The 25,227-nt window shown below is 42.5% G+C and carries 23 protein-coding genes and 1 pseudogene; 12 read left to right on the forward strand and 12 right to left on the reverse strand.

Features of this window, described 5'->3' with window-relative positions:
• The first annotated feature begins 21 nt into the window (after positions 1–21).
• The 3 genes from PCC7418_RS00510 to PCC7418_RS19190 are packed head-to-tail and all read left to right on the forward strand — an operon-like array spanning position 22 to position 2,656.
• Positions 22–1,206, forward strand: a complete 1,185-nt coding sequence (locus PCC7418_RS00510; RefSeq protein WP_015224229.1) for a hypothetical protein — start codon at positions 22–24, stop codon at positions 1,204–1,206.
• A 56-nt stretch (positions 1,207–1,262) separates the two neighbouring features.
• Positions 1,263–1,568 (forward strand): hypothetical protein, encoded by a 306-nt coding sequence (locus tag PCC7418_RS00515; protein WP_041596096.1) that lies wholly within the window; start codon positions 1,263–1,265, stop codon positions 1,566–1,568.
• Positions 1,569–1,621: 53 nt separating this feature from the next.
• Positions 1,622–2,656 carry a hypothetical protein gene (locus tag PCC7418_RS19190; protein ID WP_051030508.1) on the forward strand — a complete coding sequence of 345 codons (1,035 nt, stop codon included), beginning with the start codon at positions 1,622–1,624 and terminating at the stop codon, positions 2,654–2,656.
• A 19-nt stretch (positions 2,657–2,675) separates the two neighbouring features.
• Here PCC7418_RS19190 and PCC7418_RS00525 read toward each other — a convergent pair whose 3' ends face one another.
• From PCC7418_RS00525 to PCC7418_RS00540, 4 genes are all read right to left on the reverse strand, one after another.
• A complete protein-coding gene (locus tag PCC7418_RS00525; RefSeq protein WP_015224230.1) occupies positions 2,676–3,116 on the reverse strand; it encodes a type II toxin-antitoxin system VapC family toxin in 441 nt (146 codons plus the stop codon).
• Positions 3,107–3,355, reverse strand: a complete 249-nt coding sequence (locus tag PCC7418_RS00530; RefSeq protein WP_015224231.1) for a hypothetical protein — start codon at positions 3,353–3,355, stop codon at positions 3,107–3,109. Before PCC7418_RS00530 ends, PCC7418_RS00525 begins: the two co-directional genes overlap by 10 nt.
• A gap of 119 nt (positions 3,356–3,474) precedes the next feature.
• Positions 3,475–5,136 carry an asparagine synthetase B gene (locus PCC7418_RS00535; RefSeq protein WP_015224232.1) on the reverse strand — a complete coding sequence of 554 codons (1,662 nt, stop codon included), beginning with the start codon at positions 5,134–5,136 and terminating at the stop codon, positions 3,475–3,477.
• Positions 5,137–5,282: 146 nt separating this feature from the next.
• A complete protein-coding gene (locus PCC7418_RS00540) occupies positions 5,283–6,104 on the reverse strand; it encodes a GIDE domain-containing protein (RefSeq protein ID WP_015224233.1) in 822 nt (273 codons plus the stop codon).
• Between the two features lie 217 nt (positions 6,105–6,321).
• Here PCC7418_RS00540 and PCC7418_RS00545 point away from each other — a divergent pair, with 217 nt between their 5' ends.
• Together PCC7418_RS00545 and lpxD are read left to right on the forward strand one after the other, a co-directional pair.
• Positions 6,322–7,539 (forward strand): NAD(P)/FAD-dependent oxidoreductase, encoded by a 1,218-nt coding sequence (locus PCC7418_RS00545; RefSeq protein ID WP_015224234.1) that lies wholly within the window; start codon positions 6,322–6,324, stop codon positions 7,537–7,539.
• A gap of 3 nt (positions 7,540–7,542) precedes the next feature.
• On the forward strand, positions 7,543–8,568 hold the full coding sequence (gene lpxD / locus PCC7418_RS00550; RefSeq protein ID WP_015224235.1) for a UDP-3-O-(3-hydroxymyristoyl)glucosamine N-acyltransferase: 1,026 nt from the start codon (positions 7,543–7,545) through the stop codon (positions 8,566–8,568).
• 3 nt (positions 8,569–8,571) lie between these two features.
• Here lpxD and proX read toward each other — a convergent pair whose 3' ends face one another.
• On the reverse strand, positions 8,572–9,648 hold the full coding sequence (proX, locus tag PCC7418_RS00555) for a glycine betaine/L-proline ABC transporter substrate-binding protein ProX (protein ID WP_015224236.1): 1,077 nt from the start codon (positions 9,646–9,648) through the stop codon (positions 8,572–8,574).
• Positions 9,649–9,689: 41 nt separating this feature from the next.
• On the opposite strand from proX, the gene PCC7418_RS00560 reads away from it, so the two are divergent.
• On the forward strand, positions 9,690–10,793 hold the full coding sequence (locus PCC7418_RS00560) for a tetratricopeptide repeat protein (protein ID WP_216086659.1): 1,104 nt from the start codon (positions 9,690–9,692) through the stop codon (positions 10,791–10,793).
• Here PCC7418_RS00560 and PCC7418_RS00565 read toward each other — a convergent pair.
• The gene (locus PCC7418_RS00565) at positions 10,762–11,115 is read right to left on the reverse strand and encodes a metal-sensing transcriptional repressor (protein WP_015224238.1); all 354 of its coding nucleotides are present in this window, start codon (positions 11,113–11,115) and stop codon (positions 10,762–10,764) included. The two genes, PCC7418_RS00560 and PCC7418_RS00565, sit on opposite strands and share 32 nt — an antisense overlap.
• Before the next feature lie 45 nt (positions 11,116–11,160).
• Positions 11,161–11,469 carry a DUF2499 domain-containing protein gene (locus tag PCC7418_RS00570; RefSeq protein WP_015224239.1) on the reverse strand — a complete coding sequence of 103 codons (309 nt, stop codon included), beginning with the start codon at positions 11,467–11,469 and terminating at the stop codon, positions 11,161–11,163.
• Between the two features lie 193 nt (positions 11,470–11,662).
• Here PCC7418_RS00570 and PCC7418_RS00575 point away from each other — a divergent pair, with 193 nt between their 5' ends.
• From PCC7418_RS00575 to PCC7418_RS00585, 3 genes are all read left to right on the forward strand, one after another.
• A complete protein-coding gene (locus PCC7418_RS00575; protein WP_015224240.1) occupies positions 11,663–11,911 on the forward strand; it encodes a NifU family protein in 249 nt (82 codons plus the stop codon).
• A 160-nt stretch (positions 11,912–12,071) separates the two neighbouring features.
• The gene (locus PCC7418_RS00580) at positions 12,072–13,586 is read left to right on the forward strand and encodes a site-2 protease family protein (RefSeq protein WP_015224241.1); all 1,515 of its coding nucleotides are present in this window, start codon (positions 12,072–12,074) and stop codon (positions 13,584–13,586) included.
• A gap of 88 nt (positions 13,587–13,674) precedes the next feature.
• Positions 13,675–14,643 (forward strand): ribonuclease Z, encoded by a 969-nt coding sequence (locus PCC7418_RS00585; RefSeq protein WP_015224242.1) that lies wholly within the window; start codon positions 13,675–13,677, stop codon positions 14,641–14,643.
• A 92-nt stretch (positions 14,644–14,735) separates the two neighbouring features.
• On the opposite strand, the gene PCC7418_RS00590 is transcribed toward PCC7418_RS00585, so the two are convergent.
• From PCC7418_RS00590 to PCC7418_RS00605, 4 genes and pseudogenes are all read right to left on the reverse strand, one after another.
• The gene (locus PCC7418_RS00590; protein WP_015224243.1) at positions 14,736–15,818 is read right to left on the reverse strand and encodes a nitronate monooxygenase family protein; all 1,083 of its coding nucleotides are present in this window, start codon (positions 15,816–15,818) and stop codon (positions 14,736–14,738) included.
• A 220-nt stretch (positions 15,819–16,038) separates the two neighbouring features.
• Positions 16,039–19,779: a magnesium chelatase subunit H gene (gene bchH, locus PCC7418_RS00595; RefSeq protein WP_015224244.1), complete on the reverse strand. Its 3,741-nt coding sequence runs from the start codon at positions 19,777–19,779 to the stop codon at positions 16,039–16,041.
• A gap of 214 nt (positions 19,780–19,993) precedes the next feature.
• Positions 19,994–20,233, reverse strand: a pseudogene (locus PCC7418_RS00600) (C-terminal helicase domain-containing protein); the annotation flags it as partial.
• A gap of 263 nt (positions 20,234–20,496) precedes the next feature.
• Entirely contained in the window at positions 20,497–20,670 is a 174-nt protein-coding gene (locus tag PCC7418_RS00605; protein ID WP_216086660.1) for a hypothetical protein, read from the reverse strand.
• 518 nt (positions 20,671–21,188) lie between these two features.
• Between PCC7418_RS00605 and PCC7418_RS00615 the strand changes: the two genes are divergently transcribed.
• Positions 21,189–21,434 (forward strand): nucleotidyltransferase family protein, encoded by a 246-nt coding sequence (locus tag PCC7418_RS00615; RefSeq protein WP_255348291.1) that lies wholly within the window; start codon positions 21,189–21,191, stop codon positions 21,432–21,434.
• Between the two features lie 205 nt (positions 21,435–21,639).
• Here PCC7418_RS00615 and PCC7418_RS00625 read toward each other — a convergent pair whose 3' ends face one another.
• Positions 21,640–22,008 carry a hypothetical protein gene (locus PCC7418_RS00625; RefSeq protein WP_015224246.1) on the reverse strand — a complete coding sequence of 123 codons (369 nt, stop codon included), beginning with the start codon at positions 22,006–22,008 and terminating at the stop codon, positions 21,640–21,642.
• 138 nt (positions 22,009–22,146) lie between these two features.
• On the opposite strand from PCC7418_RS00625, the gene bchD reads away from it, so the two are divergent.
• Both bchD and PCC7418_RS00635 read left to right on the forward strand, forming a co-directional pair.
• On the forward strand, positions 22,147–24,156 hold the full coding sequence (bchD, locus tag PCC7418_RS00630) for a magnesium chelatase ATPase subunit D (RefSeq protein ID WP_015224247.1): 2,010 nt from the start codon (positions 22,147–22,149) through the stop codon (positions 24,154–24,156).
• A 312-nt stretch (positions 24,157–24,468) separates the two neighbouring features.
• Complete coding sequence (locus PCC7418_RS00635) at positions 24,469–24,984, forward strand: type II secretion system protein (protein ID WP_015224248.1); 516 nt, start codon at positions 24,469–24,471, stop codon at positions 24,982–24,984.
• Positions 24,985–25,227: the final 243 nt, after the last annotated feature.

Below are 25,227 nucleotides of genomic sequence, written 5' to 3' on the forward strand. Positions count from 1 at the left end.
GATTAAAAAGCGGTGATAGTTATGCTTCCATATTCTTTTGCTGTCGCTAAAAACTTACTGTTAACCTACGGTTCTCCTTTATATGTTTATCAGCGCGATCGATTACAAGATACAATCACTCAGATAACTCATTCGATTCCTTATCCTAAAACTAGGTTTCAATTCGCTAGTGTCACCAATGGAAATATTAATCTTTTAAGAATATTTAGAGATAATGATTGGGGGTTACACGCCAACACGCCTGGAGATATTTATTTAGGCTTAAAAGCTGGGTTTTCTCCCGAGAAAATCGTGTATAGTGGAAGCAACCTCGATCGCGCAGAAATAGAACAAGTTTTACAGTGGGGAGTTACAACCTTAAATCTAGATAGTCTTTCCCAATTAGAATTATTTTGTGAAGTTTATCAAGAGTTATCAACTGACATTTCTCCAACACGTTTAGGACTACGTTTAAACTTACCTGAAATTACTGGCGATAGTCGCATCGGTGTCCAACCGAAAAACTTCCCGAAAGCCCTTGAAATTGTCCACAGAAACGGCTTAAAACTAGAAGGGATTCATTTTTATCGCGGAACAGGAACAAACGCCACAGAAGCCTTTACCGAGGTAATGGAGACGGTGATCGAGACGGGTCAATTATTACCTGATTGGTCTTATCTCGACTTCGGCGGTGGTTTTGGTTATCCTTATCGTCATGGGAAAACTGCGTTTGATTGGGAGGCGTTTGGACAAGTATTAACTAACAAATTACAGAAGCATAATTGCAGCATTGATCTAATTATAGAACCAGGACGATCCGCGATCGCGCAATGTGGAACATTATTAACCACAATTGTCTCAGAAAAATGGCAAGATCATAAACAAATTTTAGGAGTTGATACCACCGTCGCCAATTTATCTGTTCCCTCAGTTCATGGGGGATATAGAGAAATTATTTCTTGGAATAACAATCAAGAAACTTATCTCACCGATGTTTGTGGAAACACAACTTATTCTCGCGACTATTTAGGAAGAAACTGTCAGCTTCCTGCGTTAAAAAGAGGAGACATTTTAGGAATTTTAGATGTGGGTGCGTATGGTTATGCGATGTCTTCTCATTTTTTACATCAACCACGACCCGCAGAAGTTTTATTAGAAGAAAATCATCACCGTCTGATTCGTCATCGAGAAGATTATAGCGTTTTGTTAGAAAAACAAATAACTTAAATTCTTCTTAATGTTTTTGCATAATAATAGAAGATACTCCCCAGGAGGTTAGAATTATGAAGTGTGTTCAATGTGGAACTGATAATAACCTACAAGATCGAACAGAAAACAATGGACGTTGTAAAAACTGTAATCATCCCTTTGCATTTGAACCTCAAAATGAGGAAATTAAACTGCGGTTTACTGATCCATTTTTTGCGAACGCAATTAGACAACTGTCTAGCGATGATAGTCTTTATTTTACTCTGAAACAATTTCGCTACTTTTTAGATAAAAAGATCAAAAAACAAAAATCAAAATCAGCTTTTTTTATTACATATTTTTTGCAATTTGGTCAACAGGATTTTTTGGAATTATCTTAACCGTTCTCATTCAGAATTTAGGAATCAATATAAATAACACAAATATTTTTTTGATGGTCTTATTCGGTTATCATATATTGGTGATTGCTTCACTTTACCAAAACACTAAATCTTCAGAAAATACAATTTCACAAAGACGTAGCAATGCTCACTTTTTACAAGCGATTGGAATTATTCTATTATTTGGATTCGGTGCTTACTTTTTATTGATCAATTTTTCTCCTATTTTGGTCTTAATTAGTGCTGTTTTTGGAGGATTATCTTTAATACTAGGAACAAAACAATTAAATCGTTGTCGCTTCCTTCCTCAGAATTTAATCATCTCCCAGAAAAAGTTGGAAAACTGGATTACTCGCTGGGAAAGTGCTAACGGTAAAATTGAAAAACTTCTCACGCCATTGGAGAAAGAAAGCAATGAAGACGCAACAGAAACACCAAGAGAGTTAAATCCTGAGATTACTAATTATAGCTTCGATCGCGCCGTAATTTGCGATCGATCTGAAATCGCCCGTTTTCTCATTGCGAATAACTTTCACTTTGAAAATAACTGTGCGGTTCTCAGTGTAAGCGGTTATCCCAAAGATATCTTTTCCACTGTCTTAGAAATGCTGAAAAATAACCCTAACCTCAAAGTTTATGCACTCCACAATTGTAACCCTCGTGGGATACAATTAAATCATCATCTCGCCACTTCTCCCAACTGGTTTAAGGATGAAAGAGTAAACATTTACGATGTGGGAATTTTACCGCGTCAAGTGTTTAACGGGGGCGACTTTTTTATCAGGAAATCTCCTCAATCAAGAAAAGAAGCGAAACAACTTCCGCAAGAAGTTAAAGACAAATTACTCCCAGAAGAGTTGGAGTGGTTAGAGAAAGGAAACCTGATTGAATTAGAATCTTTATCACCGCGACGAATTATTCAAACGGTTACGCAAGCCATTAATAACAGCCGTCAGTTAGAAATGAGTGGAGAGGGTGTTGGTGGAGATAGCGGAGAAATTAGCGCAGCAGAAAGTTATATTCTCATCAGTAGTTTTGAAGAAGATAACACTCGCAGTTCTGTTTTTGCTTCCGACAGTTTTGGTTAACAGAATCAGTGAGAGATTTTTAATCAGACAAAGCGTCTTGAAGGATTGTAATTGATAATCCTGTTACACGGCGAAACTGAACATCATTAGTTAACAGCAAATTACAATTTTCTCTTAATGCTGTCGCCAGATGAATCGCATCTGGTGTTTTAAGATTATAATCGCCTCGTAATTGCGCCGCGTTTCGTAGAATTTCTTGATGAATTGGGATTAATTGTAACGAGGATGATAAAAGAAGTTGATCATACGCTTGTAATAAATTTTGGTTTCCAGTTCGCAATGGTAAAACTAATGTTTCTAATACGATTAATTCACTACTACAAACTCTGACTTCTCCACCTTCTACCTTTTCCCATAAAGGTTCTAAAATCTGATAGTAGTCTGGTACTTGTTCCACACTGTAAATAACAACAGAAGTATCGAGGTAAATCAGACTTGAATTTGGTAAAACTAATCCCATGATTCTCTTTCCTCTTTTAGGTAAGCATCAATTTCTTCGGGAGTCATACCAATTCGATGTTTACGTGCTTCCTCAATGATTTCAAGAATGTTATTATTTTTCTTAGTTTGAGAATCTTTAGGTAAAACCACAAATACATCTACAGCTTTCCCTTCTAAGTCTGAGGGTAATTCCACCTCAATCCGATTTCCAGGTAAAACTTTGGTGGTGATATGAATGGCTGATTGTGTTTCTGACATGATTTTATTCCTCTTCATTATTCTAGATTTTTCTATTATATATCAGTTCCAATTCCTCTGTAAAAATTTGCTTAACCGTTCCCCCCTTAATCAGTGGGCTAGGGGGGATAAAAGGAGGATTAACGATTCCCTCTCAACCAAATTTCTAAGCTAACCAGTAACCATAATTTAATCCCAAATCTGCGCCAAACATCACCGCGAAACTCTAGTAAATCTTTGAGTGCTTCCCGATTCAAATAAGGCGCGATCGCGCTATTTTTATTTAACAACAATTTTCTCGCATTTCGTCGCCAATACTGATTAAATCCCAACTGTACGGGAACCATCATCCCACTTTTTGGACGATTAATAATTATTTCAGGTAATAAATCTTTCACCGCTTCTTTTAAGACTGCTTTTTCCACCGCACCCGCTAACTTATACTGGGGAGGAATTTCCATTGATAACTCAACAATACGCTGATCAAATAACGGCGATCGTCCCTCTAAATTCGCTGATCTCGTTAAATTATTCACCTTCGTTAAAATATGGTCAGCCCCTTTGAATTTGATATTAATCCCCATTAACCGATTCAAATATTCCTCTGAAGAAAACAAGTCTTCTCTAAAAACAGTCGGTTCATTCTTGACAGTATTCCAAACTTCTGGCTTTAATAATTTTGGCAAATCTTGAGCGCATTTTTTAAACGAGAGTAAATAAGACTTTTCAATTTCTTGCTGATAACTTTCGCTTTCATAGAGTTGATTTAATAACATCGGCTGATTCTTCGGTCCGCCAAAACAAGGATCGCCTCCTTCGCCATTTACAATCACATCTGTGTGATTTTTTGCCAACTGTGCTAAAAGATAATTAGGAACAGTTAAAGGGTCACCAATGGGATCATCTAAATGATCCATGACAGTGGGTAATTCTCGCCACATTTGTTGAGGAGAAATTTCTAAAATATGGTGCTGTGTCTGACAATGTTCTGCGACTAAACTAGAAAATTCTAATTCGTTCGGTGATTCTTTTCCGAAGTGTATTGAGTAGGTATGAACAGGATAATCATGCAATTGACTCGCTAAAGCGGTGATACAACTAGAGTCTAATCCACCCGATAAATAAACCCCAACTGCTTGACTTTTGGGCAAGTATTCTGGGATGATAGAATTGAGACTCGATCGCAATTTATTCCCATGCCAAACTAAACTCTGATCTTCTCCAATAATGTTTTCTTGTGGTTGCCAATAATACCATTTTTTCTCTTCGGGAAACTGTAAAACCATTCCAGGACGTAACTCCCTTACCTGCGACCACAGGGTTCGCTCTCCCGCAACAAACGCACAGGATAAATAATCGCGTAAGGCGACTAAATCCAGTTCTTGGTTATGATGAGGAAGTAAGGTTTTTAACCGTGGTGCAATCCATCTTTTTTGACCTGAAATTGTGTAGTATAGGGTGTAACTTCCTACAGGATCACGGACTAAATATAAGATTTCTTTCGCGCGATCGACAACCACAAAAGCAAAATTTCCTCTTAAATCATTGAGACAATCTGCGCCTTTTTCTTCCCATAAATGCGCCACCAGTTGAGGATCAGTTTGATTAATACTCCCTAATTTTTGTTGTAAATCGTGATGATTCCGTAGCCAAACTTCTCCGATAATTTGTACAGTTTTCTGAGGACTATCAACAGGAGAACAAGCAGATAAGGTTAGTTCTTCAGGGGAAAAAATACGATCGGGAGATGATAACAAATTAACCCCGATCAACCAGCAAGGATTGACTCGATTTAATACCATAAATTAACAAGTGTCAAACAATTCTCTATAAACAGTAGGTTGGGTGGAGAGAAGCGAAACGAAACCCAACATCAATTATAAGCAATTACCTGAACCTAATATTAGAGAGATATTTATTGATTTTAGAATAGCACAAACAACCTTTACTAATTTAACAAGTTGATCAAAGCGAAAATGAGAAAAGCGATCGCAGAAAATAAGTAAAGTTGGGCAATCTTCTTATTCTTTTTAATGTCTTCTCTTTTCTCTTCGGACAGTTCTTCCTCTGATTTATAGCTAATCAGAAAAAGCTGATTTTCCTCACTAGGCTGATGCAATTCCAAATCCCCTACTCGATCGCTCGCTTCACCAATAATATAAACTTGTGTATTCACAGGAAGAATGACTTCTTGAAATTGATATCCTAACGTTTGATATTCCGCGTCGTTTCGCGGTGAAAACTCAATCTCTATGTCTCCACAAGACATTTCTAATTCATCAATAGAATCAGCAGGTTGATAATAATCATAGACTTGAACCCCCTCAATTTTTCCATGATCAGGATTAACTAAAATTTGCCCTGTGTCATCTTCTAGGAAGAAATCAACACACCTAAAATTATTAACCAGATTCTTACTCCCCTCGCTTTTGTTCGGTTCAAAATTTCCTTCGTCATCTTCTACCCACTCCGTTTTCTCGTATCTTTCATTAATCACTGTTTGATAGTAAATACAAGACTCGTGAGAAAGGTTAGCGGTGAGAGGATTTTCACATTGTATTGTTACTTTAACCTCTGCTTGCTGGCGAAAATAACCTGTATTTCCTAACTCCTCCGCTACTTCTTCGCTAATTTTTTTTAAGTCTTCAACTGTTGATGTTTCCGTAGAAATGATTGCAGAAAATTCCTCTTGCAGCTTCCGATATTGAAGATAGGAAGCGCCACTAATCAAACCCAAGATAATGCCAACGATTAAAGTAAAAATTGCCATGATACAATTCAAATTGCCACAATTACTATAATATTATATAGCAATCCAAAATGAATGGTAAATCAATCCCCCCTTCGACAGGCTCAGGGTAAAACCTAGCCCCCCCTGCTATCACATCACCAAAACTATCAATTGAGTCAAAACTTGATAAAATCATTTTAGACTATTTCTACGAATATTTAAGTGTTGAAATCAACAAAGAACCGATTAAAAGAGAATGCGTGTAATTATAATTGGCGGGGGTGCAGCAGGATTTTTTGCTGCAATTACTTGTGCAACAGTAACTCCAGAAACAGAAGTCATTTTGCTAGAAGCGGGAAAACAACCTTTAGCAAAAGTCCGTATTTCTGGGGGAGGGAGATGTAATGTCACTCATCATTGTTTTGATCCACGATTGCTGGTTCAAGCCTATCCCCGTGGAGGAAAAGCCTTGCGAGGGGCGTTTACACGCTTTCAACCTCAAGATACTGTGAATTGGTTTGAAAGTCGCGGGGTTCCCTTAAAAACCGAAGCCGATGGACGGATGTTTCCTGTTACCGATAACTCAGAAACGATTATTAATTGCTTGGTGAATGAAGCAAAAGCAGCAGGGGTAAAGGTAAAAACAGGGGTGAAAGTGAAAGGGGTGAGTTATGAAGACGGACAATTTATGATTGAATTAAAAAATGGAGACTTTTTCCGCAGCGATCGCGCACTTTTAGCAACAGGAAGTCAACGGCTTTCTTATCAGTGGTTAACCCAACTCGGTCACAAAATTATTCCTCCAATTCCCTCTCTATTTACATTTAATATTAAAGATGAACGATTAGCAGACTTAGCAGGAGTTAGCGTCGAAAATGTTGACTTAAAATTAGAAACAAAAGGAAAAGAAAAATATCAACAAAGCGGACAACTGTTAATGACCCATTGGGGGTTAAGTGGACCTGCTGTGTTGAAATTGTCCGCCTATGGTGCAAGAGTTTTATATAATCAGAATTATCAAATCGGTTTGATCATTAACTGGCTTCCTGAAGAAAACTTAGAAACCATAAAAACAAAATTATCGGAACAAAAAGCAGCCACACCCCGTCGTCAAATCATGAACTTTTCTCCAGTTGGTCTTCCTCGTCGTCTGTGGGAAAAACTCGCGATCGCGTCAGGAATTGCTAAGACTCAACGTTGGGCAGAACTCTCAAAAAAACAACTGATGACCTTAGCCAAAGAATTAACTCAAGGTTACTTTAAAATTCAGGGGAAAGGCGTGTTTAAAGAAGAATTTGTCACCTGTGGCGGTATCGATTTAAAAGAAGTTAATTTTAAGACCATGGAAAGTAAGTTAGTACCTGGACTTTACTTTGCAGGCGAAATCTTAGATATTGATGGCATCACCGGCGGTTTTAATTTTCAAAATGCTTGGACAACTGGCTGGTTAGCAGGACAAGCCATGGGAGAATAATCGATGAAATTTAGTGAAATTGTCAAAAAGCTCAAAGCAGGAACAACTGCAACCAGTAACCTCAATCATGATCCTGAAATTAAAGGCATGAGCGCGATCGAAGACGCAACAGCCAACACACTATCTTACATTGAAGGAGGACAATTTGCTGATTATATTGACCACACCCCTGCCAGTGCGCTAATCTTACCCGAAGATGAAACCCTACAAGCCCAAGCGGATGCAAGGGGAATCCCTTGGCTTGCGAATCCCTATCCCCGCTTATTATTTGCACGCGCGATCGATCTTTTCTATAAACCGTTTCATCCCTCTCCTGATATTCATCCGACAGCAGTAATTGACCCCTCAGTGGTCATTCAGGAAAATGTCTATATTGGTCCCCATGTCGTGATTTATCCGAATGTGACCATTGGTAGTGGGGTTTGCATTTATGGTAATGTCGTCATTTATCCCGAGGTTGTAATTCGCGATCGCGCTGTTTTACACGCCAACTGTACCATTCATGAACGCACCGACATCGGAAAAGATTGTATGATTCATAGTAGTGCGGTAATTGGTAGTGAAGGATTTGGTTTTGTTCCCACCTCCCAAGGCTGGTACAAGATGCAGCAATCGGGCTGTGTGGTGTTAGAAGAAGAAGTGGAAGTGGGGGCTAACAGCACCATTGATCGCCCCGCCGTGGGAGAAACCCGTGTTGGACGCTATACCAAATTAGATAATGGGGTTCATATCGGACATGGTTGCACAATTGGCGAAAACTGTGCCTTTGCGGGTCATGTCGCCCTTGCTGGTGGGGTCAAAGTGGGTAATTATGTCTTATTAGGGGGACAAACTGGAGTGACGAATCAAGTGGTTATCGGCGATCGCGCACGGGCTACGGCTCAATCTGGGATTACTCGTGATGTCAAACCAGGAGAAGTGGTTTCTGGTTCGCCTGCTGTTGCTAATCAGATTTATCTGCGATCCAGCGCGATTTATAAACGGCTTCCGGAAATGTATCGCACTTTCAAACGTCTGGTGAAACAGTAGTCATTAGTCATTAATCATCATTGGTTTTCCCTGTCTCCCTGTCTCCGCCTCTCCTGACTTGGATTGGGCGTTATCAAGCCATTGCTGAAACCTCTCTTCGTGTTCTTTGACCCACGTTTGGGCATGACGACGAATGTCACTAGCACTGTCTTCTCCTTCCCGCAGACGTTGGTTTTGAGCACTGACATCAGCAATGGGAATCTGAACTTGTTCCATAAGCGCGATCGCGCTGGGATGAGATTGGGCAAAAGTTTCATTCGCCAGAATCATAATTTTATCGGTGACAAAGCCCAAATTTTTCCCTTGGTAGGTGGTATCCAGATTAGCACTGCTGGTACTGGTTTTAGGGAGAGAAGTATAGGGAACTTCCAGCCATTGCACATCTTGACCAGGAACTAACACACTGCTTGTCCAAAGCGGAGTCCAAGTGTAGTATAAAATCGGTTTATCTTGTCGATAGCGTGCCATCACATCTGCCATCAGCGCAAAATATTTCCCGCTTTCGTGTTCCACGGTGGCGTTTAAGTCATAGGCTTCGAGATGATGATTAATAATTGTTTCACAGCCCCAACCGGCATTACAACCCACGAGATTTGCTTTTCCATCGCCATCCGTATCAAAGATTTTTGCGATTTCTGGGTCTTGTAGTTGTTCTAAATTCGTAATCTCGTATTTTTGGGCTGTAGCACGATCAATGAGATACCCCTGTACCGCATTATCAACAATCACCCCCACTTTTTCCAGTTTCTGGTCACCACCACTATTTTCATAGAATTTACGCCCTAATTGTTGCCAATGGGCTGCGGTGTAATCCAGTCCACCTTCTGCGAGATCCGTGTGCATTAAAGCTGGTTCTAACTCTCGCATTTTGCCAATTTTATAACCCAGCTTTTCTAAGCCAATATTGACAACTTCAGTCTGAAACCGTTCCTCTAATGAAACATAAGTTGGCGTTACTGTCACGCCTTCACCTGGAAGATTACTCTTATTTTCTTCTGAAATAGAACGATTTTGGCAACTATTGAGTCCCAATGCAGTGGTCAGGGTGAGAAGAAAGAAAAAAGGCAATTGTCGTTGCATGAAGTGCTACAGGGTAAGATCGGTTTAAAACAGTGTATCGGATGCAGACAATCATGTTTGAGGACATTGCCAGCGCGATCGCGCAACAAGACTATACCACTGCAACCCAATTAATCGACACCCTCAAACAAGAACACCCTGACCATCCTTGGTTGACCTTCTACACAGCACAAGTGGAAGCAGCCCAAGGAAACCTAGAGGGCGCAAAAGAAATCTATCAAAAACTCTTACAGGAGTGCAGCAATCGTAAACTCTTATTGCAAATTAGAGAAGCTCTGCGTCAATTAGAAACCGCAGAAAGTGAAAGCCAACAAAGCGCGATCGCGCAAGCCCTAGCCCAACCAGGAGGAAAAGATACCGCCGTTTTTATTCTCAGTGCGCTTCCCTTAGAAGAAAAGCAACAAGCAGCACAAACCCTCGCCAAAACCTTCTCCATTGACCCCTACAACGCTCGCTTACAAATTCCCAGTCGAGGCTGGCGACTCTTTCGCATTGGAGAAAAGGGAGCACTCTCTTACTATAGTGAAGCCTTACAAAAGAAAAATGTCCCCTGTTTTTGTGTCCCCCTCAACGCCCTTGATCGCCTCAACGTTTTACAAGTTCAGTATTTTCGCACTCAGGAAGATCGCGTTATTGCTCGTTGTGTTAATGCTAAAGGTCAAGAAGGAACATTCGAGTTTCAGTGGTCTGACATCCAGCAACAAGTCCAAGGGCGAGTTCCCATTTTTGAAGAAATTATAACCAAAGATAAAAAAGGGAAACCAACCTCAAAAAGGCAAACCTTAGACTATGTTCAGTTTTGTGACTTGCATCTTTTCCCAGAACAAACTATTCTGCGGTTGTGCGATCAAAAATATCAGTTTCAACAAAGTGCGCCCTTAACCGATACGATTCAAAAAGGAGAAACCATCACCCGCAATTGGTTACAGTTACTCAATTACTTAGAAGAAAAAATGCCTGAGATTCAGCGCTGGGGAGATTTTACCCCCTTTGGCGAAAGCGCGATCGCCTTCTCCCAAACCTTACAGCAAATTACATCCCATATTGATCTCAAACGACGGTATGAAACCAGTTGGGATGCTGCCTTTCAACTTTATAGCGGTTTGGTCTTTTTTAAGGGAGAAAGCGATCTAAAGCAGCCTTAAGTTCTTCCAATTCAGTATCAATATTGCCTTCTTTAGAAGCCCGAGTGATACACTCGCTCAAATGTTCATCCAGAATCATCCGCGCCACTCGGTCTAACGCCCCTCTCACCGCAGCAATTTGCATCAGGACTTCCGGACAAGGACGGCTTTCCGAAACCATCGTTTTTACCCCGCGAATATGTCCTTCTAAACGAGAGAGACGATTGACAATGCGCCGTAACGACTCTTCACTGTGGACATGGGGATGGCTGTCAAAATCCGAGTGTGGGTGAGAGTGAGAACTTTCCCTATTTTCAGCTTGCGGAGAAGCGTTTTCAGTCAATGTGTGTTCGGCTCCAACTTTGATGACAATTCTACAAGATCCAGTTTAACGCGACGCAGAAGACTCAGCAGTCCGCCAAATCCACCAAGCTGCTGCACAAAGGGTTGTATTCCCTAATAAGGTTGTGCCCGCCTGCATAATCACTAACCAATCTAGGGCTTCCGCATTATCAAACCAATGCCAAGTCACCGCACACATGGCGCTAATCAGGGCGGGAAACATGGCTAGAGACAATCCCCACCATTTCTTTTCTCCCGTAATTTCTCCATAGCGCCAAATTAACCAAATCGCGAGTATCCACTCAGCAACACTAGAAACATGAACAATCCAAGTGGGAATTGAAAGTGCGTGCATAAATCAATACTTTTCGTTCTTTTCACATCCTTTACCATCCTAATCGCTGCATCGCTCTTAGCATAGAAAAAAACACAACATCCAGTTGGCAAACGATTGTCGCTCCTCTCACCCCAAGCGGTTGTTTCTCATGTCAGAACCTACCAAAATAAGATATAAGGAAACTAGACTGATCAACAAAAAAAGGTAGATTATGGCTGATACTAAACTCGCCCTCACCCCAGAAAACGTAGAAAAAGTGTTAGATGAACTCCGTCCTTATCTCATGGCAGATGGCGGTAATGTCGATTTAGTTGAAATTGAAGGCCCCATTGTCAAACTGAAGCTGCAAGGGGCTTGTGGCTCTTGCCCTAGTTCGGCAATGACTCTTAAAATGGGCATTGAACGCCGTCTGCGAGAATTTATTCCAGAAATTGCGGAAGTGGAACAAGTCTTAAATTAACCACTGCATCCAGCTTCTCTTTCCCTCTCCTTGATGCGTTCAGGAGGGGGCATTTGATCATTCATCTACTAATAATTGAGAATGAGTTACTTGTCAACCTAAGGTGATGGTGTGGTAACACAATAAGGAATCACAAGTAACAAATAATCTTTAACGAATAATGTTTAATAACTCAGAAACTCTCGCCACGGGCGCAATTATCTTGATCGCAGTTTTAATCCTCGTTTGGGGGTTTAACCGCGCTCGACCTTATGGAAAAATTGGTATCCTGTCTTGGTTACAGTCCGTTGTCCTGATGGCTCCGTGGTTACTATTTTTTGGTTTATTTGCAGCAGGAATTTATCTGAACTTGGTGGGAGTTTTATTGTTGTTATTAACTTCCACTGGGATTTATATTTATTTAGGAAGTCGTCTGCGGGCAGCAGGTCAAGATGTGATGCTTCGCCAACAAGCCAATGAGCGGTTACGAGAAAAACAGTCTTTCGCTCAGGAAAATTCAGAAGAGGACTCCCCAGACAATGCCGAAGCAGAAGCAGCATCTGGAGCGACCAAACCTCCCATTCCCGAAGAAGACTTAAAAACCATCCAAGGTTTATTTGGCATTGATACCTTTTTCAGTACAGAAACCATTCCCTATCAAGATGGGGCAATTTTTAAGGGGAACTTACGAGCGGATCCAGACCAAGTTTATCAACAACTCTCTCAGAAGCTGCACGCTGCCTTAGGTGAAAAGTATCGTCTGTTTTTAGTGGAAAGTCCCGAAAACAAGCCAGTCGTGATTGTTTTACCCAGTACCAATGATCCGCAACCGAGCACCACGAGCCAGCAAATTCTAGCGATTGTTTTGATGGTGGTAACTGCGGTGACAAGTGTCGAAGCCTTTAGCTTATTATTAGGGTTTGATTTATTTAATAACTGGGAACGGTTTCAGGAAGCGGTTCCCTTTGCCGTTGGACTGGCGATTATTCTGGGGAGCCATGAAGTGGGTCATCGGGTTATTGCTCAACGATACGGCATTCGTTTGAGTTTGCCCTTTTTTATTCCCAGTTTACAAATCGGCTCTTTTGGTGGGATTACTCGCATTGAGTCTTTACTTCCTTCGCGAACCGTTTTATTTGAGTTAGCCCTCGCCGGTCCTGCTGTGGGTGGACTCGTCTCCCTACTGATGTTGGTGGCTGGTTTGATTTTGTCCCAACCAGGAAGTTTGTTTCAAGTTCCCACCCAATTCTTTCAGGGATCAATTCTCGTCGGTTCTCTTGCCAAAGTGGTTCTCGGATCGCAGCTACAAGAATCGGTGGTGGATGTTCATCCCTTAACTGTTGTCGGTTGGCTGGGGCTGGTGATTACTGCGCTGAATTTAATGCCTGCTGGTCAACTTGACGGGGGGAGAATTGTGCAAGCCATCTATGGGCGAAAAACCGCTCGCCGAACCACAGTTGCGACTTTAATTGTTTTAGGAATTGTGGCGATTACGAACCCCAGTAACCCGATTCCTCTTTATTGGGGCATTTTGATTCTATTTTTACAACGCAGTTTAGAGCGTCCTAGTTTAAATGAATTAACTGAACCCGATGATGCCAGAGCAGCGTTAGGACTGTTAGCATTATTTTTGATGTTAGCCACTTTGATTCCTCTCAGCCCTGGGTTAGCCGGTAAACTTGGCATTGGAATGTAAGCCAGTGATCAGTGACCAGTTACCAAGGAACAATGTCAAGATATTCTATGGAACGTCTCCAAAGAACGAAGAACGAAAAACAAAAGTTGTGGAAATTACTTTTTTAGGAACAAGTTCTGGTGTCCCAACCCGATCGCGCAATGTGTCTAGTGTTGCCCTTCGGCTTCCGCAAAAGTCGGAAATTTGGCTATTTGATTGTGGTGAAGGGACACAACACCAATTGATGCGTAGTGACCTCAAATCCTCTCAGATTCGCCGTATTTTTATTACTCATATGCACGGCGATCATACCTTTGGTTTGCCCGGATTACTTGCCAGCACAGGCTTGGCGGGAAGTAAGGGACAAGTTGATATTTATGGCCCTCCCGATTTAAAGGAGTATCTCAAAGCCTGTACACGCTATTCTCATACCTATTTTGCGAATCGGGTACAGGTTCATACGGTAGAACCAGGCGTTGTGTTTGAAAATGAAGATTTTACAGTCACTTGTCATCCCTTGAAACACAGAGTTCCCGCGTTTGGTTATGCAGTGATGGAAAAAGACCGACCAGGGCGTTTTAATGTGGAGAGGGCTAAAGCCTTAGGCATTCCCCCAGGTCCGATTTACGGTCGCTTAAAAAAAGGAGAAACGATTACTTTGGATAACGGTCGTCGTGTTGCTGGAAAAGATTTATGTGATCCTGATGAACCAGGCCGTAAGTTTGTTTATTGTACTGATACGGTCTTTACAGAAAGCGCGATCGATCTGGCTAAAAATGCAGATGTCCTGATTCATGAAGCGACTTTTGCTCATCAAGATGCGGAAATGGCATTTGAACGCCTGCATTCTACTTCCACTATGGCAGCACAGGTGGCTTTAGAAGCAAATGTCCGACAACTGATTATGACCCATTTTAGTCCCCGTTATGCCCCTGGCAATCCTTTGCAACTCAACCACTTACTGGAAGAAGCACAAGCCATTTTTCCCCAGACTTGTCTCGCTTATGATTTTATGGCTTATGAAATTCCTCGGCAACGCCAATTCGGATCTGTTGAAAAAGTCGATAAACTAGCTTAAGTAGGGTCTGCTGAAAAAGTCAATTGGCTGGTGAAGTTAGGGGAAAGAAATCTCTCCCCGATCAATTTGCAGCAAATATTGATCACTTTGAGTTAGTTCACCAACTCTGCCATTAATTCTGCAACAGGAGTAATGCAATCAGCACGTCCCGCATTACTCCCCGCAAAAATTAAGCCATTTTCTACATCGCCACGGGCTGCTTTATCCAAAGCACGGGCAATACAATAATGTTCCCTCTGATCGCGACAACTACACACTTGCAAACAACTGCCGAAACAACGTTTATCTAAATCAGGAGACTGCGCGATCGCGCGTTCAGCAAAGGGATTTTTCAGGGCGCGTCCAGGAAGCCCAACGGGGGAAGGAACAATCACCACATCTTCTGGCTTGGCATCGCGATGATAGGCTTTATATTTCCAATCGGCATCGCATTCATCTGTGGTAATAAAGCGAGTTCCCATTTGCACGCCACTTGCTCCTAAACTGAGAGCGCGATCAATATCCGAGCGATCCCAGATCCCACCCGCAGCAATCACAGGGATTTCCACTTGTAACTCCTCTCGCAGATACCTGATTAATTCTGGAATAACTTGTTCTGCACTTAAATTCGGTTCTCCTAACTCCTCTTTTTTTGCCCCCAAATGACCCCCAGCCGAGTTGGGATTTTCCACTACAAACGCATCGGGTAAGCGTCTATGTTGACGTTGCCATTTGCGACAAATCACTTTTGCTGCTCGGGGACTAGAAATAATGGGAACTAGGGCAACATCAGGATAATCCTGGGTGTAGGCGGGTAAATGCAATGGTAACCCTGCACCCGCAATGATCAAATTTGCCCCATTTTCTGCTGCTGTCCTCACCAAAGTTTCATGGTCTTGTCCTGCAACCATGGAGTTAATGCCAATCAGACCATGGGGGCTGAGTTCACGGGCTTTTTTCAATTCGTCGATTAAAGCGAGACGGTTGGCTTCAAAAATGTTTCGTTTACCCCGTTGCTTGGGATCAAAGTAGGATGAACCAAATCCCAAAGCAACAGCAGAGATAATACCGATACCGCCTGCATTGGCGACAGCACTGGCTAAACGAGCACCAGAAATTCTGATTCCCATTCCCCCTTGAATGATCGGGGATTGAGCGACATGATTACCAATTTGAAGGCTTGGAAGTGTAGTCATAATGATGATTTATATTGAAGCTGTAACTTCTAGAGAAAGAATCTAGCAATCCTTACCTGAAAGAAAGGATCAGGTGAACAGCTGTTGGCAACAGGATCAGACTGCTAGATTCAGGTTTTTTCCTCACACCCTCTAGTAAACTACTTTTAATAACTATTTAGTTATTTACTCATATTATTTTAATAAAAACTCAGCATATTGTCACCTCTCTCTCCTCAGCTTAATTTGATGTTGGAGTCACAATTCCTTCTAATTCCGCATCAGTGAGATCATACAAGTTTCGTAGCTGTTGCAAGCGATCCTCATCGACTTCCCAGAATCCTCGTCCTTCGGCTTCCAACATTCTGCCGACAATATTACGAAAGGCTTCGGGATTGGCTTTCCGTAAGCGTTCTGCCATTTCTGGATCAAGGGCATAGGTTTCAGCAGCTTGGTCATAGACCCAGTTTTCCTGAAAGTCAGTTGTTCCCGCCCAACCGATTAACGCAGTCATCCGTTGGGAAATTTCGTAAGCCCCCCCTGATCCTTGATCCGCCATTGCTTGCGCCCATTTGGGATTCAGGAGTTTTGTTCGATATTCTAAACGCAAGACATCTTCTAGTTGGCGGGGCGTAGAATCTTTGGAAAAACTTTCCACCACACTAGCCGTAACGGGTTTTCCTCCTTGTGTTTCTGCTGCTTTTTTCAGTGCGCCTGTGTTGGCGTAATATTCTTGAATATCGGTGAGTCCATATTCAACGGAATCAATTTGTTGGACAATACGACTGGTACTTTTGAGGAGGTTATTGAGGACTTCTAGGCGCGTTTGACCTTTATCGTTGCGACCGTAACTGTAGGCATTGCGCCCTTGCCAAGTGTCTGCGAGTTGTTCTGCTGTATCCCAGTTACTGTCGGAAACGCGATCATTGACCAGTGAACCAAAATCGCCAGCAGGATTAGAAAACAGTCGTGCTGAGGGATTTTCCACACCTTGGGCTTGTAATTCTAAAGCGTGCTTGCGAATAAAGTTCTGATCGCGCGGTTCATCTGCGGTTGCTGCCCGTAGAAAGAGATCATCTAACAATTCAATCACATTCACAAAACTATCACGGAAAATTCCTGAGAGATTGCCTAAAATATCAATGCGCGGATGATTGAGGCGATCTAACGGGTCTAACTCATAGCGAACAATGCGCCCTGTCCCTTCTTTTACGGGTTTTGCCCCCGCTAAGCCGAGGACAATGCCAAGAGATTCCCCTTTGGTTTTAATGGTATCTAAGCCCCACAACATCACGGCGACGGTTTCGGGATACGTGCCATTTTCAGCTAAATGTTGAGAAATGATTTGTTGCGCGATCGCGCTTCCCCGTTCAAAAGCAGCAGGAGAGGGCATCCGATAGGGATCAAGGGCATGAATATTCCGTCCTGTAGGCAACACACCCGGACCATCTCGCAACAAGTCGCCACCAGGCGCAGGGGGGATGTATTCCCCGTTTAGACCTCGTAGTAAATTCGTGATTTCATCTGTTGTCTGGTTCAGGCGATCGCGAATCTCTAAGGCTTCCTCTAAAAGGGATTGATTAGAAACATCAGAAGGCGTTTCCCCTTGCGCGATTGTGTCTAAAACATCTTCTGATAATTGCCCATCAAAATAGGCGTGCAAGTAACTCGCCAATTGTTCTGAATTCGGAGGCTGACCCAAAACGTGCAATCCCGAAGAAAACAGACGATTTTCTAACACTTTCAGATAATCATAGAGATCTTTGAGATAGTTATCAAAAATCTCTGGTGCAAGTTGACTGACCGTTTGGTAAGAAAAGGTGAGATTTTGCTCTTGTAGCGCAGGGAGTGGACAATCTGCATCTAAGCCCGTATCAACCACCTTAGTACAAATCGCTTCTTTCAACGGGAAATTCTTTTCTGGATCTTCGCGATATTCTGTAATTAAATCTCGTAGGGTTACCAGTTCTTTATACAAACCAGCGCGACCGTAAGGCGGGACATTATGAGAAATTAAAACCCCATAGCCTCGCCGTTTTGCCAACATGGACTCAGAGGGATTATTTGCCGCATAAATGTAGAGATGGGGGATATTTCCGAGTAACGTATCGGGCCAAGAATACCCCGTATTCCCCAAGGGAGAACCAGGTAACCATTCTACAGTCCCGTGCATGCCAAAATGAACCACAGCATCGGCTTGAAACGCTTCCTGTAGCCATTTATAAAACGCTGCGTATTGGGGATGCGGGGTCAGATCCCGTTCAAACATCAAGCGCATGGGGTCGCCAGACAAGCCTAAAGGCGGTTGTACACCAATCCAGATGTTCCCCAGTTGGACACCCCCGAGTAAAAAGTGATCGCCCAACGTCCGAATTCCACTCCCCGTTAACGATTTCCACTGCTTCTCAATCCGTCGCCTTTGAATGGGTTTGAGCCATTTATGGAGGGCTTTCGCGTTAACGGTTGTAATCCCACTTGCACTCAAGTCTGATGTGTGCGGGAGTTGACCCGAATAGGCTTCATCTGCGTCTCGCACTTGCTGAATCAATGCTTCTCCACTTTCTGGCAGTTCGCCGAGGTTATATCCTTGCGCTTGCAGTTCTCGTAATAAGCGCATCAAAGATTGAGGAACATTGAGTAAAGCTGCTGTCCCTGTTGCGCCATATCCAGGGGGAAAACCGTAAAGAACGATCGCGAGTTTGCGATCGCGCGGACTTTTTTCCCGCAGGGCGATCCACCGTTTCACCCGTCCTGTCAAGCGTTTCATCCGTTCTGGCACCAGATAGATATCATCTCCGACTAAACCCCCTAAAGGCACCGGCTCGATCGCGCCATCGAGTTCGGGTAACGCATACAATACCACACTTTGCAGCCCACCAATCCCCTGTCTGGTCCAAGAGTGAATATCTTGAATCAATAGCGGTGCAGCGACGATATAGGGGACATTTTTGGCGTTTAAGATGCGGGTGGCGACTGCTACTTGTCGTCCCGCTTCCATAGACCCAGCAGGACCCCCCACTAGCGGGAAACCAAGAGTGGAGACAATCGCATCAACTGTTACTGCTTCTTTTCGCAGCGATCGCGTGGCAATATTGCCTAACTCCCGCTGCTGCTGTTCATAAGCGGTGGTTAGCCAATCTCGGACGGCGATATGACCTTCCACCCCTGTAATAAAGAAAGGAACCGGTAACAGGTTTGCACTTTCAAAGGCGCGAATCAGTTGGGGAATGTAAGGTTGCTGGGTAAGAACGTGCTTGCGATAAAGGAGGATGGCAACTACAGCGCGATCGGTTGCTTCTGGTTTCTCCTTCTGATACCACTGCAAGTAATCTTGAGGGGAAGTGAAATAACCCTCATAATCGGGATGTAACAACCCCATATTGGGCGTTTCTATAGGCGGTGGAATCTCACCGACGGGTAAATCGAGATAAGTTTTCGCGATATAAGTAAACAGCGTGGCAACGTTTTCAGCCCCCCCGGCATTCCAATAACTGTAAATCGTCAGCCAATGGCGTAAATCTTGGACTTTGCGACCGGGAAGATACTTCAGCAGCTTCGGTCCTACTTTCAAAAAACTCAAATAACCTGCTAGCTTATCCTCTTCCCGACTATTTCCAAACTTACTAAGAATAAATTTAACGGGTTTTGGCATTCCCTTGGGTTTTTCACTGAGAGTAAACGTTCCCACCTTTGTCAGCGCCATCAGTTCCAGTGCAGACTCAAACACCAGGCGAATGGGAATATTTTGAATCCGTTCTCGCAACCACATCACTTGGTCATAGTCGAAGAGTAAACTGGCAAAGAAGACTTGTGCCCCTTTTAAAGCCTTTTCTATCTTGTCAGGAGAATTGGCTAAATCGCGATTACTAAAGACAAAAATTTCTAACTCAGGACAGTGTTGCTGAGCAACTTTTGCTGCTTCCCGATACAAATTGGCATTAAACGATTCAAAGCCAGCAATTAAAACAATCCGGTGTGTCATCCCCGCCCTCCCGCAGAAACGCTCTACTTTGATCTTAACGGGTTTCCCTTTCTGATCCCTTCTTCACCCCGTTTAGAAAAGTAATCCATTTTATACAAAATCCCGTGAAAAAAAACTAAATTAAACCAAGGCTTCGCTACAAATAATGGTTGCAATTGGTTTCTCTTCTCTTGCTAGTTTTTTATCCCGCCATTCTCCTATATTATGTTGATGATAGAGTTGTTTTAATCGTGTTACTCATGCCACAGAGGTTTTTCTCTAATCCTGTTTCTGGCAGAAAGTTATAGCCATAGATGACATCATTTTCGCTACCAATGCGATCAATTCTTCCAAAGCGTTGAATTAATTTAACAGGATTCCAGTGCAAATCATAGTTAATAATAATATTGCCATCTTGTAAGTTCAATCCTTCTGCGAGAACATCTGTTGCAATTAGAGTTTGAATCTCTTTCTCTATGGAAAAGTTTAATCTGGTTGTAAATATCCCATAAGGTTCTCATATAGATATCATAGGGAGACGTTGGCGCGATCGCCCATGATTGCTTCATTTCCGCCATTAAGTTGGCGTTGAAATCTTCCGCTTCTTCATTGACTGACAAAAGATTCAAAACGTAGGTTGGGTTGAGGTCACGAAACCCAACACCAATCAGTTATCAGTTACCAGTTGACAACGATAACTCCGAACTGCTTTTTTAAGGATAGTATTTTGGGAAGGAGTCATACTAAAATTCCTTCACGGTGAACATTCCGAAAGAAAGGAAGGGACTCTTGATTAAATTGAGATAACGAGACGAAAGCGCGAGAAATAACCACATCATGTTCTAAACAAAAATCAGATGTAAACTCTCCTGTTCGCTCAATTTCTTCCTCAGAATTAACAGGGTCTTTCAAGACAATTAAAAGGTCAATATCAGAATCATTTCTTGATTATTCAAAGCTCTATTCCTTGTTCAATTGCTTTGAGAATATGGGGTTTCGCTTTTTCTGCTTCTACTAAATCAATTGTAAATCGATGTCCTTTTTCAATCATAGCACCTGCTCGAAAAATACTAGCTTCAGCCAACAAAGTAGGTTGGGTGGAGCAAAGTGAATCCCAACAACAATCATAAGCAATTACCCGAACCTGATATTAAATGATCTTCTTATGACCAGATGTTACACCTCGTAGGGTGGGCATTGCCCACCCTACTTTAAATCTTCCAATTCTAAGGAATCATCAAATAAAGAAATTCCCCATTTTCCCAAGTGACCAGTTATTAGTGACCAGTTACCAGTTTACAACGATATCATGGAATATTAGAGATAATGGTGTGATTATGACTTCATTAACAACAGACCTACAATTAATTTTAAGTGAGAGGCTGAATGTTTCTTACAGCGACATTGAAGATGTTTGTTAACGGTGGAAAATTGAGGAAATGGCTTTATTTGGTTCAGTTTTACGGGAAGATTTTAATGAAGATAGTGATGTTGATGTTTTAGTGTTTTTTCAAGAGAAACCTAGTTGGAGTTTATTTGATTTAATAGATTTACAAGAGGAATTACAGAATTTATTTAGTCGTCCCGTTGATATTGTGCAAAAAAAAGAATTAAATAATCCCTATCGTCGCCAAGAAATTCTCAAAACACATCAGTTAGTTTATGGACAAAAATAATCGGGAGATTGCTTCTGGAGTCATACTAATACCATTTTGATAAACTGGCGCTACACACCAACCCATCATTCCCCCCTTTCCAACCGGAGCTTTAGTGAGGAGGGCTAGGGGGGATTTAATGTAACTTGACTTCTCCAAAATGGTATAAAGTGCAAAATTGCTTTCCAGTCTTTTGGCTGCGCCTTGTAGATGACCAGTGACCCGTTTACAAGCCATATAAAACAGCGACAATTTCATCAATTTCTTCTTCCCATTTCTCACAGTTAATTCCTTTCGTATCAATGCAGTTGATGTAAGGATGTTCTTTCAGAAGTTGAGTAATAATGGGGCGTTCATCGGTTTGTCGTAGTTGGTTTGAGTTAAGGCGACAATAGATAATGTGGAAATCTTCCCCAGCAGTGGCGAGTAAAAGGGGATGATCTGCGAGTTTTTCTGTGGCGGTTTCACTCCAGTGGCGAGTGGAAAGGGGAACGTTTGCGCGATCGTAGTTAAGTTCAGCCAGTAATTCTTTCAGGGAGGATAAGCCTTTCAGGTTGGCGAGAATATCTTGAATAGTCTGTTGCAATTGACTCATGATCACAGGAGAAAACCCTTTTATCGGACACAGAGAGAAAACTTTTCATCATCTTACCCCCTCTCTCTGCGCGATCGCTATTTATCTCGATCTCCCAACTTCATGAGAGACAATGGAAGTAGGTCTGAGGGGAACATTATGAGAGAACAGACATCGCCACAATTATACTTTTCCCCAGTTGCTTTTCCTTTACCAGCAGTGGTCAATCAAGATTTAATTAAATTGGGATTACTGTTGGTTGCTGTTGATCCGAACTTAGGGGGAATCGCGATCGCGGGACGAAGAGGAACTGCAAAAACCGTTCTCGCTAGAGGATTACACGCTTTATTACCGCCGATTGAAGTGGTCAAAGGGTCTTGTTGCAACTGCGATCCGCAGCATCCTGAGGAATGGGATGATTTGACCCGAGAGGCGAATCCCAACTTAATCCCTAAAGTAGAAGTCAGACCAACCCCGTTTATACAAGTTCCTCTAGGGGTAACAGAAGACCGATTATTGGGGTCTGTGGATGTGGTGCGTTCCATTGAAAAGGGAGAAACCATCTTTCAGCCTGGATTACTCGCAGCAGCCCATCGCGGTATCCTCTACATTGATGAAATTAATTTACTGGATGAGAGTATTACCAATCTCTTACTCACTATTTTGACTCAAGGGCGGAACTGCATTGAGCGAGAGGGGATTAGTTTTGAACATCCCTGTCAACCTCTGGTGATTGCAACCTATAATCCAGAGGAAAAAGAACTGCGATCGCAGCTTTTAGACCTTTTCGCGATCGGAATTTCTGCGGACAGTCCCTTAACTGTGGCGCAACGGGTGTCTGGAGTCGAGCGTGTGGTTCACTTCCAAAATGCCCCCTATCCCTTTCTCAAACAACACGCTGAAGAGATTAACGAACTGAAATTACAAATTGCTCTCGCTCGGGAGTTACTACCACAGGTTATCATTCAACAAAAACAAATGACCACTCTGGTTGCAGAAGCCGAACGCTTCCAGATTGAAGGTCATCGCGGAGAAATCTGTGCTGTCCGTATTGCAAAAGCCCATGCTGCACTTTTAGGGCGGGTAGAAGTAAACACTGAAGATTTGCAAGTCGCTGTTGAACTGGCGATTGTTCCCAGAGCAACCATGGTTCCGATGCCAAAAGAACCGCCCACACCGCCGACAGCACCGCCTGAATCTACTCCCGAAACGTCCGAGTCAAAAACAGACCAACAAGAAGAAACGCCTCCTCAAGCGTCCGAAACTATCCCCGCAGAGTTAGTGATTGCACCCGAGACAGTAGCCCTAGATCCGATGCTGCTTAACTTTGGTCTGATGGCGCGTCGCCGTCGGGGTCAAGCTGGGGGACGCAGTTTAATTTATTCTCAAGATCGCGGGCGTTATGTCAAGCCCATGTTTCCCAGAGGAGAAGTGCGACGAGTCGCAGTTGATGCAACTTTACGAGCAGCAGCCCCTTATCAAAAGTTACGTTCTCATGCTGCTTCCACACACCGCGTCATTATCAAAAAGGATGACTTACGAGTGAAACGTCTCGCTCGCAAAGCCAAAGCACTGGTTATTTTTGTGGTTGATGCTTCGGGATCAATGGCGCTCAACCGCATGGAATCAGCAAAGGGCGCAACCCTACAACTTTTAAGTGAAACTTACAAACATCGCGATCAGATTGCTTTGATTGTTTGTCGGGGCGAACGGGCGGACGTTTTATTACCTCCAACTCGTTCCGTCACTGCTGCTCGTCGTCGCCTAGAACGCCTTCCCTGTGGCGGGGGAACGCCTCTCGCCCATGGTTTGGCGCAAGCGGTGCGACTGGGTTGTAATGCGAGACAAAGTAAAGATGTCAGTCAAGTGGTGATTGTTGCGATTACTGATGGTCGTGGTAATATTTCTCTCTCGCGATCAGTGGCTCAACCTTTGTCAGAAGAAGAACAACCGAATCTCAAACAAGAACTGCTGGATATTGCAGCAAAAATCCGTGTTTTAGGGATGCAGTTACTGGTGATTGATACTGAGCGCAAATACATTTCTTCTGGGTTAGCGCAAGAGATCGCGCAACAAGCAGCAGGGACTTATTACTACTTACCCCAAGCCTCTGATAGAACTCTGAGCGCGATCGCGCAAGAAGCGATCACTTCTTCAATCCCGTCATAAATTACCTGTACTTCCCGCCTTGAAATCGCTCAAGTTTTGCGACACCCGCTTGTCATTAGTTCCGAATTTAAATTACAAAAACAACCTAATTTCAGTTTCTTTTTAATTGTTTTTAAGGACAATTTTGATTATATATAAATCACATAGACTTCTCTTTTCCTCAAGGGAATCCTCACTCCCCACCCTGAACTCAAGAAAACAATTTTTCATTTTACTCTCAAAGCATGATTATTAATTATCACAATAGTGTTGTTATTTTTAATATTAAATCTGGGTAACTTAAAGTTAATCGTAAAAAATAATGATAATAAAATGAGTCAGTTAGTTTATATAAAAAAAATAATTGAATATCTTCAAAAGGGAAAAAATGAGGAAGGATTTACCTTACTTGAACTGTTAATTGTCATTGTTATTGTAGGAATTTTAAGTGCAGTAGCCCTCCCTTCTCTAGTCGCCCAAGCCGACAAAGCCCGTTATACCAAAGCGAGAGTTCAGATGGATGCAATGGCAAAAGAACTGAAATCTCATCGTCTTGAAAAAGGTTACTTTCCACCTGATGTTTATCCTAATATTACCCCTGACGGTATCAGTTATTTTCCTAAAACTTCTGATGGTGTGGTTCCCTTTGACTCTGAATATGACTACGAAAGTTGGGAGGTTAATGGAAATCAATGTTATATTCAAATTACATTTTTTGGTAAAGATGGCGATCGCGAAAGCCCCACCAATCAAGAAGTATATTCAGAACCAGGAGTTTATGAATATAACTCAGGAGATGATATTTTATATGTATTAGGAACTTATAATCAAACTTGTCAATCAAACTAATCTGAACACGGTTAAGGTATAGCACTACTCATGCAGGTTAGGACAGATCGAAATTCCAAAACCAAGTCATCCATTACCTTTCCCCTTTTCCCAGCGCGTAGCGCTATAACAGGTCACAGCGCACTGCACTCACTCTTCAATTAGACACAACGAGGGCTCACCGCTTCATCACGATTAACTGCCCCCTGTATGGTCAAATAAAAATTAATTCAAAACACGGTTATGTCGCCTGCAACCCTTTTG

Source organism: Halothece sp. PCC 7418 (assembly GCF_000317635.1).
Classification (GTDB): domain Bacteria; phylum Cyanobacteriota; class Cyanobacteriia; order Cyanobacteriales; family Rubidibacteraceae; genus Halothece.